The sequence below is a fragment of the Marinobacterium litorale DSM 23545 genome (assembly GCF_000428985.1).
In the GTDB taxonomy this organism is placed as follows: Bacteria; Pseudomonadota; Gammaproteobacteria; order Pseudomonadales; family Balneatricaceae; genus Marinobacterium_D; species Marinobacterium_D litorale.
This window is the reverse complement of sequence record NZ_AUAZ01000011.1, coordinates 66,177-83,096: the sequence shown is the minus strand read 5'-3', so window position 1 is coordinate 83,096 and position 16,920 is coordinate 66,177. Positions and strand designations below refer to the sequence as shown.

Below are 16,920 nucleotides of genomic sequence, written 5' to 3'. Positions count from 1 at the left end.
GGGTTCCTGGCCTACGCCTCTCACGGCGTCCGGCCAGATAAAAGCGGCGACTGCCGTACCTTTTTCCCTTCGCTACTGCTACTTATCCGCATCGTCCTCACAAAATGGCCGACTACCACAACCCCTGCACTTGGCGGTGTTTTCACAACCGCAGCGCGCTGCCAGAGCCCGTCGAACAAAGCGAAAGAGCCAGATTCCCACGACCGTAACAACAACGACCAGAACCACCAGGTCGAACCCGCTCAAGCCGCTCATAACCACAAGCTCCCCAAGTTATAGGCCGCCCAAGCAGCACCCCAGGCCAGCACGAGCCCAACCACTGTGGAGGCAAGCGTCCAACGCCAGCCTCCCGCTTCCCGACGGATCACGGCCATGGTAGCCAGGCAGGGCATGTAAAGCAGGGTAAAGACCATCAGCGCCAGCCCGGCAGCCGGGTCCAGCGTAGCCGACAAGCTCTGCGCCAACTGGGCCGAATTATCACCGGCAGCGTGATACACCACGCCGAGGGTTGAGACGATTACCTCCTTGGCCACAAACCCCGAGAGCAATGCCACTGTTTCATGCCAGGTGAACCCCAGCGGCGTGAACAGGGGCGTCAACCAGTGACCAAACTGCTCCAGCCAGGATGTCCCCTCGCGGGGGAAGGTCTGCAGCAGCCAGATCAGCATTGAGCCGAACAGAATCACAGTCCCTGCTTTGGTCAGGAAGAAACGGGAGCGCTCCCACAGATGCAGCATCAGCGAGTGCCAGGTGGGAAAACGCCAGGGGGGCAACTCAATCAGAAAGGTTTCATCGTAGTAAGTTGGCAGGCTGCGCGAGAGAATCATCGCCACCGCAAAAGCGACCACCACCCCCAGCACATAGATACCAAACAGGGCCGTACCCGCATGCTGCGGAAAGAATACGCCCGAGAGCAACAGCATCACCGGCAGTCGTGCCGAGCAGCTCATAAAAGGGTTGATCAGTATCGTAATCAACCGCGCCCTGGGCTCTTCGATACTGCGCGTTGCCATGATCGCCGGCACGTTACAGCCAAAGCCCATCACCAACGGCACCAGTGCCTTGCCATGGAGGCCGACCCGGCTCATCAAGCGGTCTGCCAGAAAGGTCGCCCGCGCCATGTAGCCGCTCTGTTCAATCAACTCCATAAACAGAAACAGCAGCACCACATTGGGTAGAAAGACCATGACCCCGCCCACGCCGGAGATAATGCCATCCACCAGCAGCGCCTTGAGCAGAGAATCGGGTAACAGACTGGCAATGCCATTACCGAGCCCCACAAAGCCGGCATCGATCCAATCGGCCGGGACCTGCCCGAGGGTAAAGGTCACCTCAAACATCAGCCAGATCACGGCGAAGAACAGAGGCACGCCCAGCCATTGGTTGAGCGCCCAGCGGTCCAGCCGGTCATCGATACCCGCCTGACCGGGCTGGCGTTGCTCCACGCTTTGTAGCAGGTCATGAATCCACTGGTATCGTCCATGCACCAAACGCTCACCGGGGCTCTCCTCATCCTCGTCATCAAACTCGACCAGGGCATCTTGCAGGATCCGTTTCTGCACCTCATTGCAGGCGAAAGGTACGTCGCCGTCCGCTTCCAGCAGACGCACCGCCTGCCAGCGTTGTAAGCCGGTGGTTACCAGGGCATCGATCGGGCACTCGATAGCTGCATCGTAACGGATGCTGTGAGTACGCGGCTCACCGGGATGGAGCAACTGATTAACCAGTGCATCGAGCAGCGCATCCAGGTAGGTACGACGACGCCCATCGCTGGGTAGAACCGGGACACCCAGGTGAGCACTGAGCTTTTCGAGATCGGTCTGAATACCGTTGCGGCGCGCCTCATCCAGCATATTCAGCGCCAGCAACATGGGGACACCCTGCTCTAGCAGTTGGCTGGTCAACGCCAGGTGGCGGCCTAAGTGACCGGCATCCAGTACATTGAGAACCAGATCAGGAGGTGTCTCGTGCAGATAATCGCGCGCGACTCTTTCTTCAACCCGGTTCTGGCTCAGTGAATAGATACCGGGCAGGTCCACAAAGTGGATCTCTACCCCCTGGTGCTCACGCTCCCCAAAACGGGCAGAGACAGTGACGCCGGGCATATTACCGGTACGCTGATTGGCACCGGTCAGTTGGTTGAATAATGAAGTTTTTCCGCAGTTGGGGTTGCCGATTAACGCGACAGTGAAACGACGCTTAGGCACAATCGGCAATATCCGCTAGCTGAACTTCGATCTGGCAGGCTTCTTCATGGCGCAGGCAGTACTGATGCTGACCGATGGTGTAGACGCGGGGCCCGCCCCAGAGGGTGGTCGCTTTTAGCGAAACCGGCTGACCTTTTAGAATACCGATGGCCGCCAAACGCTGACGCAGGCTCCGAGATCCGCGTAGACGAAGGATCTGACCGGAATGCTGCTTGTTCATTTCGCTCAGTGGTACACACGCCATAAGCCACCTCGAAAAAACAATGATAACAATTATCAATAGTACTCAGTACTCGAAACTAAACGACTGCGCTGGATCAAGGAAGCAGCCTCTTGTGCAAAACTTTGTTCTAAAAACCACATCAATCCTAATGAAAATCCCGCGAGCGATTACTCAACCCGGCCCAGAGTGACGTCATATCGGTCAGACGTCCGGCAATCACGTGGATCAACTCGCCTTCACGCTCCAGAATCCCATCCACCTGCAGGATTCGGCTACCCAACAGTGCTTTGCGCTGCGCCCGTGCCGTTGCCTGCCAGACCACCAGGTTGATCTGCCCCGCTTCATCCTCCAGTGTGACAAAGGTGATGCCGGTAGCCGTACCCGGTCGCTGTCGGTTGGTAACCAATCCGGCGACGCGAACCGGACGCCCGCTTTTGATTGCACTCAAGCGATCCGAACGCACGGCGCGGGGCAGCTGCCCCTGCTCCCGTAACAGCAGTACAGGATGACGCCCCAGCGACAAGCCGGTATGCCGATAGTCCGCCTGCAGCTCGGCACACTCATCTGGCACAGGCATGGGTGTCGCCGCTTCCAACGTTCGAGTTTCATCCACTTCCGGGGCTTCAATATCCAGTAACAGTTCCGGCTCCTGATTAAGTAATGCCCAGCGGGCCTGATGCCGATGTCCGGCAATCTGCACCAGCGCATTGGCAGCGGCCAGTGCATCGTAATCTCCCCGGCTCAGGGCGACCCGGCGACGTAACTCATTGATACTGGAATATCCCGGGTCAGGCCGTGCTGTAACCAACGCTTCGGCGCCGCTCTGTGAGAACCCCTTGATCAACCGAAATCCCAAGCGCAAAGCACCCGCTTGTCCAGATGCAGGCGGTCGCACGTCATACTCCAGCGTACAGTCGTAGTGACTGGCGTTGATACAGACCGGGCGGACCTCCACACCATGACGACGGGCATCCTGCACCAGTTGGGAGGGTGAGTAGAACCCCATGGGCTGGCTGTTGAGCAGTGCACAGCAAAATGCAGCCGGTTCATGGCACTTGAGCCAGGCGGAAAGATAAACCAGCAAGGCAAAACTGGCGGCATGGGATTCAGGAAAACCGTATTCGCCAAAGCCTTCGATCTGACGACAGATCCGCTCGGCAAACTCGGCACTGTAGCCTCGGCCGGATAATCCTTCTCGTAACTTCTGCTGATAGCGGGCAATGCTGCCGCTGCGTCGCCAGGCTGCCATGGCCCGGCGCAACTGGTCTGCCTCGCCGGCACTGAAACCGGCGGCCGCCATCGCCAGACGGATCACCTGCTCCTGGAATATGGGTACCCCCAGCGTAGGTTCAAGCACCGCGCGCACCTCCTCGCTGGGGTAATCCACCGCTTCCTTGCCCTGCCTGCGCAGCAGGTAAGGATGCACCATATCACCCTGAATCGGGCCCGGCCGGACAATCGCCACCTGCACCACCAGATCATAATATTTGGCGGGCCGCAGACGGGGCAGCATGTTCATCTGCGCCCGCGACTCCACCTGGAATACCCCCATGGAGTCCGCTTCACTGAGCATGGCATAGATCTGAGGATCTTCCCGCGGTATATCCTGCATCTGCCAGTTACGGCCATCCCGCTCACCCAACAGATGCAGAGCCCGGCGCAGGGCGCTGAGCATCCCCAGAGCTAACACATCGATTTTCAACAACCCCAGGGCTTCCAGATCATCCTTGTTCCACTGGATCAGGGTACGATCGGCCATGGCCGCGTTCTCGATCGGCACCAGCTCATGCAAGGGGCCGGAGGCGATCACAAAGCCACCGACATGCTGGGACAGGTGCCGTGGGAAATGCAGGATCTGCGGTACCAGCGCCAGCAGATGACGGAACATCGGTGCCGGCTTCTCACCGCCCAGCTGCCGCAACTGCTCAAGCCAAGGCAACTGAGTATCGCGCCGGTCAAGCTGACTGATCAACCACCCCAGATACGCCTCATCAAAGCCCAGTGCCCGTCCCACATCGCGGATAGCGCTGCGGCTGCGATAGCTGATAACCGCTGCCGCCAATCCCGCCCGCTCACGACCATAGCGCTGGTAGATATACTGAATCACCTCCTCCCGACGCTGATGTTCAAAGTCCACATCGATATCGGGCGGCTCGTTACGCTCCTTCGATAGAAATCGCTCGAACAGCAGGTTCACCTGGCGCGGGTCTACCTCGGTTATCCCCAGGCAGTAGCACACCACGGAGTTAGCCGCAGAGCCTCGCCCCTGGCAGAGGATGTCACGCTCGCGGGCAAAGCGGACAATATCCTCAATGGTCAGAAAATAGGGCTCATAGTCGAGTTCAGCGATCACCTTCAGTTCATGTTCAATCATTGAACGAACAGTCTCCGGCTCGCCGTCGGGAAAGCGGCGCTTAATCCCCTGCTCAACCAGATTACGCAGATGCGCCCGAGCACTGAGCCCGGCAGGCACCAGTTCGGCCGGGTATTCATAACGCAGTTCATCCAGAGAGAAGTCGCACAACGCAGCAATTTTCAGAGTCTCCTGCCGCAGCGCCTGTGGATAAAGCTGTGCCAGGGCAGCAAGGGGGCGCAGGTGGCGCTCGGCATTGGCGGCCAACTGCCAACCCGCCTGAAACACTGTGGTACGTAACCGGATGGCCGTTAGCAGATCCTGCAACGGTTGGCGTTCAGGACTGTGCATACAGACAGCACTGGCGCAGACCAGAGGAATATCCCCGTTCCCGGCCCGGGCCAGCAAACGCTGCCAGCGCCAGCTATCATCGGCATCCAGCAAACGCTCAACCAGCAACCAGGCACGTCCAGCGTGATAACGCTTGAGCCACGCCATATCAGCCGCCAACTGAGCCTCCTCCGGCCCCGGCTGGAACAGTAACAGGCAGCGATCCAGCCCGGTTTCAAAGTCTTCCAGCGTCAGTAAATACTCACCTTTTTTTGCACGCCGACGCCCGCGGGTAATCAATGTGCACAGCTGTGCATAGCCCATCCGATCCCGTGCCAGCAGTACCAGCACGCGACCGTCTATATGGAACTCACTGCCGACCAAAAGTTTGAGACCCAGCTCTTTAGCTTCCTGGTGCGCGCGCACAACACCCGCCAGTGAACACTCGTCGGTCAGCGCCAGGGCTTCATACCCCAATGCAGCGGACTGGGCCACCAGCTCCTCGGGATGGGAAGCGCCACGCAGAAAACTGAAGTTGGAGATCGCATGCAGCTCTGCGTAACGGCAGGAATCGTTGCTCATGTCATCACCCGAACCAACCGTGGATAAACCAGTGCCCCCGCGTGTCCCGGAAAACCCAGCCGCATCGACCATCCGGCCAGCGGGCGATAAAATAATCCCGCGCCACGGGCTTATCCCACCAACCACTGCAGATCCGCTCCGGGCCCATTAGCCAATCCAAGCGCCGCTGCAAATGTGCAGAGAGAGGCTGAGGTCGGGATAGCAACCAGCCGGGTCGCGCAGCATGGAAATCAGACACCGGCGCTCCCCGACCGGTACGAGCGCTTATAACCTGTTCCGGCCGGTGATCCAGTTGTACCTCCATCTCCATGACGGCAGCCTCACCCAACCGACTGCGCAGACGACTGATCAGCTGCTCCGGTAACTCCGCATTTCGGGCCGGAGCAAACAGATCCTGGTTGATTAAGCTGCGCGACAGTCCCTGTTCGGCAATCAACTCCAATATCAGTACCGGTGCCTGTAACCGCTCCCGCTCCAGCCGTAACCGACACAGTTCCATCCACTGAGCAGCCGTTACACAGCCGCCGTCATGGTGCACAGTCACCACCTGAATCTGCCCATCCCGAGGATAGAGTTGCAGTTTGATCCGGGTCACATGCTGCTGTCGCTGACGCAGAAAACCCTCCAGCATTGCCAACAGACGTCGCAGCGGAAACAGCAGCCCCTGGGTATGGCTGACCTCGCTACCCAGTTCTATACGTTGATGAAACTGCTCCGGCGGTTCAAATATATCCGGTAGCGCTGCCCCCGGGTCCAGAACCCTGTCGAGACTATCCAGCATGCCCTGCCCAAATCGCTGGGCCAGTTCATGTCGGGGCAGAGCCCGCAGCTCGCCCAGCGTGCTCAGGCCCACACCCTGTAATTGCTCAGCCTGCCGTGTCGGCAACCCCAGAGCATCGATCGGTAACGCCTCCAGACGTTGCCACCATTGCCGTTTATCTGGCTCCAGACACTCTGTCGTTGCGGCTAACAGCTCAGTTCCGCGCGCCGTCTCACCAATGGCCAGCCGGACCGTGTAACCGGTACTGGCCACCCCCTCACGAATACACCTCAGATAAGCATCCAGCCCGCCAAAATAGTGCAGCATGCTGGCCATCTCCAGCAGCAGGGCGCGGGGAGGACAGAGACTGATCCGCGCACTGTATCCTCCGGCCCACAGAGCCAGCTGATTCAGCGCGGTGTGCAGTCGCGCCGCCGGAGTTTCCAGCAGCTGCAGCTCCGAGCTTAACGCCAGTGCCGTCGCCAGGGCCTGACCGGGTTTCACCCCCTGGTCCTGCGCACAGGGGTTAGCCAGATCTATCCGCTGCCGGGTATCAAGTAGCGCCTGGGGCTGATCCGCCGGTATGCCATGTAGCTCCAGCGCCAGCCAGGGGAAATGCAGACAGAGCCAGCGCATCAGACCACAGCCGGCAGTTCTAGCTCGGTGGGCGGTAGTGGCCAGCCACCACGGCGCTTCAGCAGTGTCAGCTCTGCCGCGACCAAACCCGGCCGCAGGTGTAACCGATATCCGGCCGGCGAGGACTGTTCACGGACCTGTTCCGGCCGCATGATCCAGCCCAGTCCGCCCCCCTCCTGCACCGCCAACTGCAGGCGCCGAAGTGCCGCGGTGGATACCTGCGGCCCCAGCCAGCTCAGCACCAGGGGGACACAGCCACTTTTCAGGGCCTGCTCTGTAGCCCAGAGCCGCTCTTTCATGGAGCCGGTACGTACCACTCGCTGACTGGACAGGGAGATACCGGCCTGAATCAGCGCCAAAGGGTAGGGTTGAAACGGTGGGTCAACCCAGATCACCAGGCCATCCGGTTTCTGGTAACGCTGTAGCAGAGGCCATAACAGGCGTAGCTCGCCACAGCCCTCCGCCGCATAGAGCAGTTCAATCAGCTGCCCTTTGAACCAGCCACCTCCCGCTAACAGGGCATCCAGTTCCGGGTATCCAGAGGGCTCAACGTCACCCGTGTGTGCAGCTGCTTCCTCCGAGCCTCGCCATAGAGATCCCTGCGCTATCAAGTCTGCCAGTGCCACGACAACCTCCGCAGAATACTGTTTATGCATACAGTATTTTGAGGTAAAAAAAGGCCCGGCACAAGATCAAAGCCCGTGCAACCGATGCGTGGTTCAAATCAGGCAGGTTCGTTTAATGCGTCCAACAGCCAGTGGTAGAACTGCTGAACACCACCATTGCGGCTGCGATAGGGCGGCACCAGGAAATAGAACCCATAACCGCTTTGGTACTGAATGCCCAACGGATTGACCAACTCTCCGCTCTGCAAGGCATCCCGGGCCATAAAGTCTGGAATCAGGGCGATGCCCTGCCCCTGTCTCGCCGCCTCCAGAGACATATAGAAATGTTCAAAACCATGGTTGTACCGGGGCTGAAACCCCGTCCCGGTCAGGTCGATCCACTGCTGTAAAAACTGCCGCCAGAGCTGAGGCCGGGTGGTATGCAAAAGCAGTTTATGGCTGAGCAGGTCCAGCGGCTCATGAATGGGGGAGTGGCGCAGGCGCTCGGGGCTGACCACCGGCAAGAGCACCTCCTCTACCAGCAGTGTTGAATGCTCATGACTGAGCGACAGCGGCAGACAGCGTATCGCCATATCCGCTTCCGCGCCCTGAAACTGATACGCCCCATCACCTGAGGTCATACGCAGGCTCAGTTCAGGCATCGCCTTATTAAGCTGGGCCAGGCGTGGAATCAACCAGAGATTACTGAATGAGGGGGTCAGGTTGAGCACCAGACTCTGCGGGCCATGCACATTCTGCTGCAACATGGCTGTAGCGCCCTGAATGGTTTCCATGGCCCTGGAGATAAACGGCAGGTACTGTCGCCCCGCCTCGGTCAGGGTGATGCCGGAGCTGGAGCGATCGAACAGCGGCTGCTCCAGATACTGTTCCAGTAACTGAATCTGTTTGCTGATCGCTCCCTGGGTAACACACAGCTCACGGGCCGCCGCCGAAAAACTGAGCTTGCGGGCGGCGACTTCAAAGGTCCGCAGCGCATTGAGCGGTGGCAGTGAACTAGGCATACCAAACCCCCATGAAAAAATATCATACCCCCTGAGAATATATCGTTTGTTGAGTCTCTGTAACCAACCTTTAATGCAGACACGACCAACAACCGATACAGGTGCATCGTGACTCAGGTTTTTCATCGTCATTGCCATACGCCTCTGCCGCTGGCAGTTCGCGGCGAAGGCGTTTATCTATACGACCAGAGCGGCAAGGCCTACCTGGATGCCAGCGGCGGTGCCGCGGTCTCCTGTCTGGGCCACAGCCACGCCGGTGTCCGGGAAGCGCTGCACCGCCAGATCGATCAGCTGGCTTACGCCCACAGCTCCTTTTTTACCACCGAGGTTGCCGAAAACCTGGCGGATCGTCTGGCAGCGAAGGCGCCCGGCGCACTGAACCATGTTTACTTTGTCAGCGGCGGTTCGGAAGCGGTGGAAGCGGCGCTTAAGCTGGCACGACAGTATTTTGTCGAGCGCGGCGATACCCAACGCACCCGGTTTATCGCCCGCCGCCAGAGCTACCACGGCAACACCCTGGGCGCGCTGGCTGTCGGCGGTAATGCCTGGCGGCGTGCCCCCTTCTCTCCACTGTTGATGCATGCCGAACATATAGCCCCCTGCTACGCATACCGGGATCAAAAGCCGGACGAAACGCTGCTCGAGTACGGCCAGCGCGTGGCCAACGAGCTTGAACAGCGCCTGCTCACCGTGGGCCCGGAAACCGTGATCGCGTTTATTGCCGAACCGGTGGTGGGCGCAACAGCCGGTGCTTTAACCGCCGTCGAGGGTTACTACAAGCGGATCCGGGAAATCTGTGACCGCTACGGCATTCTGCTGATTCTGGATGAGGTCATGTGTGGTATGGGTCGTACCGGCACCTTGTTTGCCCACGAGCAGGAGGGCATTGAAGCCGATATCGTCACCATCGCCAAAGGACTCGGTGCCGGTTATCAACCGATTGGTGCCATGCTGGCCTCGGATGAGATCTACGACACGATTTCCAGCGGCTCCGGCTTCTTTCAGCACGGCCACACCTATATGGCCCATGCCACCGCCATGGCAGGCTCCCTGGCGGTGCTGGATGCCTTCGAAAACGAGGGACTGCTGAAACGTGTACTGCCCACAGGCGCAGCTTTGAATGCACGCCTGCAAACCCGCTTTGCCGACCATCCTCATGTGGGGGATATCCGTGGACGCGGCCTGTTCATGGCCCTGGAGCTGGTCCATGACCGCGACAGCAAGCGTCCGTTCGACCCTCGCTCCAAGCTGGACAGTCGGATCAAACGTGAAGCAATGGCACAGGGCCTGATGTGCTACCCCATGTCGGGCACCATCGATGGCAATCGTGGCCACCATATTCTGCTGGCACCGCCGTTTATCATCAGTGACGATCAACTGGACGAGCTGACCGACAAGCTTTACAGCGCGGTCGACAACGTGACGCAAGTGGTGATGAAGGAGTACCCGGATGCCGGATAAACGGCTGATCATCGTTGCTCCCAACGGCGCTCGCCGCACCAAGGCTGATCACCCCGCGCTGCCGATAACACCGGCGGAACTGGCTGACACCGTGGCCCGCTGCGCCGATGCGGGTGCCGCCATGGTCCACTTGCATGCCCGCACCCCCTCCGGTGAACACTCACTGGAGGTAGAGGATAATCGCGCCGTACTGGAGGCGGTACGTGAACAGCTGGGTGATCGGGTGATCGTTCAGCTCACCACCGAGGCGGTGGGACGTTATCAACCCGATCAGCAGATGGCGCTGATTAAGGCCCTGCAGCCGCAGGCGGCTTCTTTCGCCCTGCGAGAGTTGATTCCCTCACCCGATCACGAGCAGTCTGCGGCCGATTTTTTCCATTGGGTGGCTGAACAACGGATTCTGGCCCAATACATCCTCTACTCGGAGCAGGACCTGGCCTACTACCTGAACCTGATCGAACGCGGTCTCCTGCCCCGCAACGGACATCATCTGCTGTTTGTGCTCGGCCGCTATACGGCCGGCCAGCAATCAAGCCCCGATGATCTGGCCCCCTTTCTTGCGCTGATACCTCGCCTTAACGGTGTGCGCTGGGCGCTATGCGCCTTCGGCCATTCTGAGCAGACCTGCCTGCTGGCAGCCGCCCGAGCAGGCGGCGATATGCGCATCGGCTTTGAGAATAATCTGTACTCGGCCGATGGCGTTCTGGCCGCTGACAATGCCACCCAGGTAAGTGCTCTGATGGCACGCCTGGCCAAAGATGAGATCACCGCCATGAGTACGAAAGAGTTCCTGGAGGGGATAACGTTCGATTAGTACCAAAAACCAAGTGATGAACTAGACTAACTTTCATATTCGTTCGAAAGAGCAATAACCAAGGAGAGTGATATGACGAAGATTAAATCCGCCCTGATCGGCGCTGGCCTCACGGCTATGCTTGGCGCCACTTCAGTACAGGCTCAGGACTTCATCACCATCGGGACCGGCGGTGTCACCGGGGTCTACTACCCCACGGGTGGCGCTATCTGTCGTCTGGTTAATAAAGACCGTTCAGAGCACGGCATCCGTTGCTCGGTGGAAAGTACAGGGGGCTCGGTTTACAACATCAACACCATTCGCGCCGGTGAGCTGGATATGGGCGTTGCCCAGTCCGACTGGCAGTACCACGCCTACAATGGTACCAGCCAGTTTGCCGACGCCGGTCCTTTTAAAGAGCTGCGCGCGGTCTTCTCCGTACACCCCGAACCATTCACCGTTGTTGCCCGTGCTGATGCCGGCATCAAGACCTTTGATGACCTGAAAGGCAAGCGCGTCAATATCGGCAACCCCGGTTCCGGTCAGCGCGGTACTATGGAAGTCCTGATGGAAGCTAAGGGCTGGAGCATGGATGATTTTGCCCTTGCCTCCGAGCTGAAAGCAGCCGAGCAGTCCAAGGCTCTGTGCGATAACAAGATCGATGCAATGGTCTACACCGTGGGTCACCCAAGCGGCTCCATCAAGGAAGCAACCACTTCATGCGATAGCGTCATCGTCGAAGTCGCAGGTCCTACCGTGCAGATGCTGGTGGATGAGAACCCGTTCTACCGCGTTGCCACCATCCCAGGCGGCATGTACCGCGGTTCCGATGAAGACGTGAAGACGTTCGGTGTCGGCGCAACCTTCATCTCCTCCTCCAACGTGGATGCCGATCTGGTTTATCACACCGTTAAAGCGGTGTTTGAAAACTTCGATACCTTCAAGAAACTGCACCCGGCCTTCGCCAACCTGAAGAAAGAGGAGATGATCACTGACGGTCTCTCCGCACCGCTGCATGAAGGTGCCATGCGCTACTACAAGGAAGCCGGCCTGATGTAAGGAGAGCGCGACTCTCATACAACCAGCCGAAAACCGGCGGGGCCTTGAGCCCCGCCTCGTTCTTTGTTCCAGGAGATATCCATGGCCAAGGAAAGTACCTCAGATAGCGCCGATCAGAAGGCGATCGAGGAGCTGCTAAGCTCGGAAACCGGCAGCCGGACCCTGTCCGGTCCCATGGGCAAACTGGTGATCGGGCTGTTAATTGCCTGGTCAGTGTTCCAACTCTGGTATGCCTCGCCACTGCCATTCATGTTGAACTTTGCCACCCTGAATGAAGACCAGGCCAAGTTCATCCACCTGGCGTTTGCCACCTTTCTGGCATTCTGCCTGTTTCCAGCCACGCGCAAATCGAGCCACACATCGATAACGCCCTTTGATGCGCTCTTTGCATTGGGGGCCTCGCTGTCCTGCCTCTATCTCCTGGTTTTTCGAAACGAGCTGGCCGACCGTATCGGTGCACCCACCACCACCGATGTGGTGATCGCCGTTATCGGTATGCTGACCCTGCTCGAAGCCACCCGCCGCGCCCTTGGGCCGCCCCTGCTGGTGGTGGCGGTGGTGTTCCTGGCGTTCACATTTGGCGGCCAGTACATGCCGGACGTGATTGCTCACAAGGGCGCCAGCCTGAACAAGGTCGCCTCTCACCAGTGGCTCACCACCGAGGGGGTTTTCGGGGTCGCCCTGGGTGTTTCAACCGCTTTCGTATTCCTGTTTGTGTTACTGGGGGCTTTGCTCGACAAGGCCGGCGCCGGTAATTACCTGATTAAGGTTTCCTTCTCGCTGCTCGGGCATATGCGCGGCGGCCCGGCCAAAGCCGCCGTGGTTGCGTCCGGGCTGAGCGGGATTATCTCCGGATCGTCCATCGCCAACGTGGTGACCACCGGTACCTTCACGATTCCATTGATGAAGCGCGTGGGCTTCCCGGCGACCAAAGCCGGTGCTGTGGAGGTCGCCGCGTCAACCAATGGCCAGCTGACACCGCCAATCATGGGGGCCGCCGCCTTCCTGATGGTGGAGTACGTGGGTATTCCCTACATAGAGGTGATCAAGCACGCCATTCTCCCTTCTCTGATCTCTTACATCGCGCTGGTTTATATCGTCCACCTGGAGGCGATCAAACTGAATATGCAGGGGATCGAGCGGCTGCATAAGCCGACCATATCCCAACGCATGCTCTCCTGGATGACGACCACACTGATCATGCTGATTCTGGGTGCCGTGGTGTACTACGGCTCCACCTTCCTGGAATCCACGCTGGGTGGTATCGGTTATCTGGTAATGCTGTTGGTGATCATCGCCGGTTATTTTGCGCTGGTGAAACTGTCCGCCTCCTACCCAGACTTAGCCGAAGATGATGACAGCATCACGCTGGACCATCTGCCGGAACCCCGTCCAACCATCTTCTCCGGGCTCTACTTCGGCCTGCCGATTGTGGTTCTGCTCTGGGCCCTGGCCGTGAAACAGTACTCGCCACAACAGTCCGCGTTCTACGCCGTAGCCTTCCTGATTGCCGTGGTCCTCACCCACCGCCCAATCAAGGCCTGGTTCCGGGGCGACAGTGACTGGCTGGCTCAATTCAAGGTGTGTTGGCACGACTTTATCGAAGGACTGGTGGCCGGTGCCCGCAACATGGTGGGGATCGGTATCGCTACGGCAGCCGCCGGCATTATCGTGGGTACCGTAACCCTGACCGGTTTGGGCCAGATGATGACTGAGTTCGTGGAGTTTATCTCCGGGGGCAGCCTGATTCTGATCCTGATCTTTACCGCGATCATCTGCATCATCCTGGGGATGGGGCTGCCCACCACTGCCAACTACATCGTGGTATCCACCCTGATGGCGCCGGTGATCGTGACACTGGGCGCTGAAAACGGCCTGATCGTACCGTTGATCGCCGTGCACCTGTTCGTGTTCTATTTCGGGATACTCGCAGATGATACGCCGCCGGTAGGGCTGGCCGCCTTTGCGGCCGCTGCTATTGGTCGTGCCGACCCGATCAAGACCGGTATCCAGGGTTTTACCTACGATATTCGAACGGCGATTCTGCCATTCATGTTTATCTTCAACACCCAGCTGCTGCTGATCGGTATCACCTCGGTGTTTGATCTGATCGTCACCGTGGTCAGCGCCGTGATCGCTATTCTGGTGTTCTCGGCTGCCACTCAGGGCTATTGGTTCGTGAAAACACGGCTCTGGGAAACACTGGCGCTGCTACTGATCGCATTCAGCCTGTTCCGGCCCGGATACTGGTGGGACATGGTATATCCGCCCACTGTCGATCTGCCGGCCAGTCAGCTGGAAACACAGGTCGAGCAGATGAATCCAGGGGAGTTTATCCAGCTCAACTTTGAGGGCATGACCATCGAAGGGGATCAGGTCAGCAAAACCGTCTCCTTGCAACTGGACAGCCCGGACGGCGATGCGACCCAGCGGCTGGAATCCATGGGCCTGATGATGTCTCAACAGGGCGACCAGTGGATCGTGGACCTAGTGGTCTTCGGCAGTGCCGCCGAGAAATCGGGCGTGGACTTCGGTTGGGAGTTAACCGGTATCCAGCAGCAGACCGATCGACCGCCGAAGGAGCTGGTCTTTATCCCCGCGCTGCTACTGCTGGTCTTTATCGGCTGGCTGCAACGCCGGCGTATGCCACAGAACACCGCTGCCACAGCCTAGGACGGAGAGGACGATCATGTACAAGACGATTCTGGTTCCGGTGGACCTTTCCGAACAGGGCTACACCGATAAAGTGGTCAAGCATGCGTTGGGCGTACTCGAGCCCCACGGTCAGCTAATTCTGCTGACCGTGGTGGCCGGCTACCAGATGCCACTGGTGGGTTCCTATTTTCCCCCGGGCACTTTCAATAAAGTGATAAAGGACATTCGTCAGCAACTGACCGATTTCGTCGCACAACAGCTGCCGATTGATCCCAGCGAATGCACCCTGCTGGTCGAAGAGGGCAAACCGGCCGACCTGATTTTATCGGAATCGGTCCGTGTCGGTGCCGACCTGATCGTGATGGCCAGCCATAAGCAGTCACGGCTGGAACGCAGTGTATTGGGCTCGGTGGCCAACAAGGTAGTGGGACGTTCCGATATCCCGGTTCTGGTGATCAAGGGCTGAGCTCTCAGCCCAACGCTCCGGGTTCAATCCAGATCAGACTGGCCATGCGGCCGGTCTGACCATCCCGGCGATAGGAGAAAAAGTAGTCCGACTCGCTGAACGTGCAGTAATCGCCGCCGCTGATCTGTGTAACGCCCTGCGCTTCCAGCCGCAGGCGAGCCAACCGGTACAGATCCGCCAACCATTTGCTGGGATCGGTGGGCGAAACAACGAACGCTGACTCTGCCGCAGATTGCTGCTCTATAAAACGGGCCCGAACCTCGTCGCCCACTTCAAACGCCAGAGGACCAATAGCAGGCCCCAGCCAGACATGAACGTCGCCTGGCTTTTCGAACACCGACAGGGTCTGCTCCAGCACACCGTCGACCAGTCCGCGCCAGCCGGCGTGGGCTGCGGCCACCTTGCGACCGCGCGTATCGCAGAACAGCACCGGCAGGCAGTCGGCTGTCATTACCACGCAGGCCACGCCCGGCTGCTCGCTCCAGCAACCATCAGCTTCTCTGACCTGGCCATCATCGCTCGCTTCGACGACCTGTACGCCATGCACCTGGTTCAGCCACTGGGGTGTTTTCTCCAGGCCCAGTGCCTGCAGCAGGATCTGCCGGTTCTGAGCCACCGCCTCGGGATCATCCCCCACATGTGTACCCAGATTAAGGCTGGCAAAGGGTGCATGACTGTAGCCGTCCAACCGGGTGGTGGTCAGCGCATGAATATGGTCGGGCGCCTGCCAATCGGCACGTATCAGTTTCATAGCTCGTAGTCGTAGCGTTCCGCGTCTCGTTTCAGTACAGCCAAGAGCTGCTGCATATCCTCGGGCAGATCCACCTCCCAGGCCATTGGCTCCCCACTCTCGGGATGCCAAAGCTCGAGCCGCTTGGCATGCAGCGCCTGCCGACGGAACGCCTTAAGCGTCTCGCGCATGGCATTACTGCACCCCTTGGGGAGCTGGAAGCGGCCACCATACATGGGGTCGCCCACCAGCGGATAGTGGATATGCGCCATATGAACCCGGATCTGGTGCGTGCGCCCGGTTTCCAGTTTCAGCCGAATATGGGTATGGACCCGGAATTTTTCCAAAACCCGGTAATGGGTAATCGCCTCTTTACCGACACCGACCACCGCCATCTTCTGGCGGTTACGGGGGTGACGTCCCATCGGCTCTTCAACACAACCACCGCCGGTCATAACCCCGTTGACCACCGCCTCATACTCACGCCCCATGGTGCGTTCCTGAAGCTGAGCCACCAGATCGGTCTGCGCCGGTATGGTTTTAGCCACCACCATCAGGCCGGTGGTGTCCCGGTCCAAACGGTGAACGATTCCCGCCCGGGGTACGTGCGCGATCGAAGGACAGTGGTGCAGCAGAGCGTTGAGCAGCGTACCCGCTGCATGCCCGGCCGCCGGATGAACCACTAGACCGGCGGGCTTGTTAATGACCAGTATATGATCGTCTTCATAGACGATATCCAGCGGAATCGCCTCGGGCTGATGATCGTCGATCAACTCCAACTGGGCGGCCACACGCACCCATTCGCCCCCACTGAGCTTATCCCGGGGCTTGCGAACCTCCGAATCCACGGTCAGAGAGCCATCCTTGATCCAGCCCTGCAGCCGGGAACGGGAATATTCGGGAAACAGCTGGGCGACCGCCTGATCCAATCGCATACCGAACATTTCGCTCGGCACCTGGGCTTCTAGTTCAACCTGTTCTGACATCGACTCACTACTCATCCGTGCGGATGTTTTGGTTGGGTTCGGGTTGTGTTTA

Annotated in this window: 13 protein-coding genes; 5 read left to right on the top strand and 8 right to left on the bottom strand. The window is 59.0% G+C overall.

What is annotated here, in order from left to right:
* Positions 1-251 precede the first annotated feature (251 nt).
* The 6 genes from feoB to G403_RS25275 form a co-directional block, all read right to left on the bottom strand.
* A complete protein-coding gene (feoB, locus tag G403_RS0110950) occupies positions 252-2,207 on the bottom strand; it encodes a ferrous iron transport protein B (protein WP_036233476.1) in 1,956 nt (651 codons plus the stop codon).
* Positions 2,200-2,451, bottom strand: a complete 252-nt coding sequence (locus G403_RS0110945) for a FeoA family protein (protein ID WP_027854036.1) — start codon at positions 2,449-2,451, stop codon at positions 2,200-2,202. Before G403_RS0110945 ends, feoB begins: the two co-directional genes overlap by 8 nt.
* Before the next feature lie 124 nt (positions 2,452-2,575).
* Positions 2,576-5,695 (bottom strand): error-prone DNA polymerase, encoded by a 3,120-nt coding sequence (locus G403_RS0110940; RefSeq protein ID WP_027854035.1) that lies wholly within the window; start codon positions 5,693-5,695, stop codon positions 2,576-2,578.
* 4 nt (positions 5,696-5,699) lie between these two features.
* On the bottom strand, positions 5,700-7,091 hold the full coding sequence (locus G403_RS0110935; protein ID WP_027854034.1) for a Y-family DNA polymerase: 1,392 nt from the start codon (positions 7,089-7,091) through the stop codon (positions 5,700-5,702).
* Complete coding sequence (gene imuA, locus G403_RS0110930; protein WP_027854033.1) at positions 7,091-7,717, bottom strand: translesion DNA synthesis-associated protein ImuA; 627 nt, start codon at positions 7,715-7,717, stop codon at positions 7,091-7,093. Before imuA ends, G403_RS0110935 begins: the two co-directional genes overlap by 1 nt.
* A gap of 98 nt (positions 7,718-7,815) precedes the next feature.
* On the bottom strand, positions 7,816-8,718 hold the full coding sequence (locus G403_RS25275; RefSeq protein WP_027854032.1) for a LysR substrate-binding domain-containing protein: 903 nt from the start codon (positions 8,716-8,718) through the stop codon (positions 7,816-7,818).
* A gap of 108 nt (positions 8,719-8,826) precedes the next feature.
* Here G403_RS25275 and G403_RS0110920 point away from each other — a divergent pair, with 108 nt between their 5' ends.
* The 5 genes from G403_RS0110920 (at position 8,827) to G403_RS0110900 (ending at position 15,152) form a co-directional block, all read left to right on the top strand.
* Positions 8,827-10,179: an aspartate aminotransferase family protein gene (locus G403_RS0110920; RefSeq protein WP_027854031.1), complete on the top strand. Its 1,353-nt coding sequence runs from the start codon at positions 8,827-8,829 to the stop codon at positions 10,177-10,179.
* Positions 10,169-10,993 carry a beta-keto acid cleavage family enzyme gene (locus tag G403_RS0110915; RefSeq protein WP_027854030.1) on the top strand — a complete coding sequence of 275 codons (825 nt, stop codon included), beginning with the start codon at positions 10,169-10,171 and terminating at the stop codon, positions 10,991-10,993. The genes G403_RS0110920 and G403_RS0110915 overlap by 11 nt, the downstream gene beginning before the upstream one ends.
* Positions 10,994-11,065: 72 nt before the next feature.
* A complete protein-coding gene (locus G403_RS0110910) occupies positions 11,066-12,031 on the top strand; it encodes a TAXI family TRAP transporter solute-binding subunit (protein ID WP_027854029.1) in 966 nt (321 codons plus the stop codon).
* Positions 12,032-12,112: 81 nt separating this feature from the next.
* On the top strand, positions 12,113-14,704 hold the full coding sequence (locus G403_RS0110905) for a TRAP transporter permease (RefSeq protein ID WP_027854028.1): 2,592 nt from the start codon (positions 12,113-12,115) through the stop codon (positions 14,702-14,704).
* Positions 14,705-14,720: 16 nt separating this feature from the next.
* A complete protein-coding gene (locus G403_RS0110900; RefSeq protein WP_027854027.1) occupies positions 14,721-15,152 on the top strand; it encodes a universal stress protein in 432 nt (143 codons plus the stop codon).
* 4 nt (positions 15,153-15,156) lie between these two features.
* Here G403_RS0110900 and pgeF read toward each other — a convergent pair whose 3' ends face one another.
* Entirely contained in the window at positions 15,157-15,903 is a 747-nt protein-coding gene (gene pgeF / locus G403_RS0110895) for a peptidoglycan editing factor PgeF (protein ID WP_027854026.1), read from the bottom strand.
* Positions 15,900-16,868 carry a 23S rRNA pseudouridine(1911/1915/1917) synthase RluD gene (rluD, locus tag G403_RS0110890; protein ID WP_027854025.1) on the bottom strand — a complete coding sequence of 323 codons (969 nt, stop codon included), beginning with the start codon at positions 16,866-16,868 and terminating at the stop codon, positions 15,900-15,902. Before rluD ends, pgeF begins: the two co-directional genes overlap by 4 nt.
* Positions 16,869-16,920 lie beyond the last annotated feature (52 nt).

Coding starts and splice junctions, on each gene's coding strand:
- G403_RS0110945 (WP_027854036.1), bottom strand. CDS start 2,451: ATGGCGTGTGTACCACTGAGCGAAATGAACAAGCAGCATTCCGGTCAG.
- G403_RS0110940 (WP_027854035.1), bottom strand. CDS start 5,695: ATGAGCAACGATTCCTGCCGTTACGCAGAGCTGCATGCGATCTCCAAC.
- G403_RS0110935 (WP_027854034.1), bottom strand. CDS start 7,091: ATGCGCTGGCTCTGTCTGCATTTCCCCTGGCTGGCGCTGGAGCTACAT.
- G403_RS25275 (WP_027854032.1), bottom strand. CDS start 8,718: ATGCCTAGTTCACTGCCACCGCTCAATGCGCTGCGGACCTTTGAAGTC.
- G403_RS0110915 (WP_027854030.1), top strand. CDS start 10,169: ATGCCGGATAAACGGCTGATCATCGTTGCTCCCAACGGCGCTCGCCGC.
- G403_RS0110910 (WP_027854029.1), top strand. CDS start 11,066: ATGACGAAGATTAAATCCGCCCTGATCGGCGCTGGCCTCACGGCTATG.
- G403_RS0110905 (WP_027854028.1), top strand. CDS start 12,113: ATGGCCAAGGAAAGTACCTCAGATAGCGCCGATCAGAAGGCGATCGAG.
- G403_RS0110900 (WP_027854027.1), top strand. CDS start 14,721: ATGTACAAGACGATTCTGGTTCCGGTGGACCTTTCCGAACAGGGCTAC.
- pgeF (WP_027854026.1), bottom strand. CDS start 15,903: ATGAAACTGATACGTGCCGATTGGCAGGCGCCCGACCATATTCATGCG.
- rluD (WP_027854025.1), bottom strand. CDS start 16,868: ATGTCAGAACAGGTTGAACTAGAAGCCCAGGTGCCGAGCGAAATGTTC.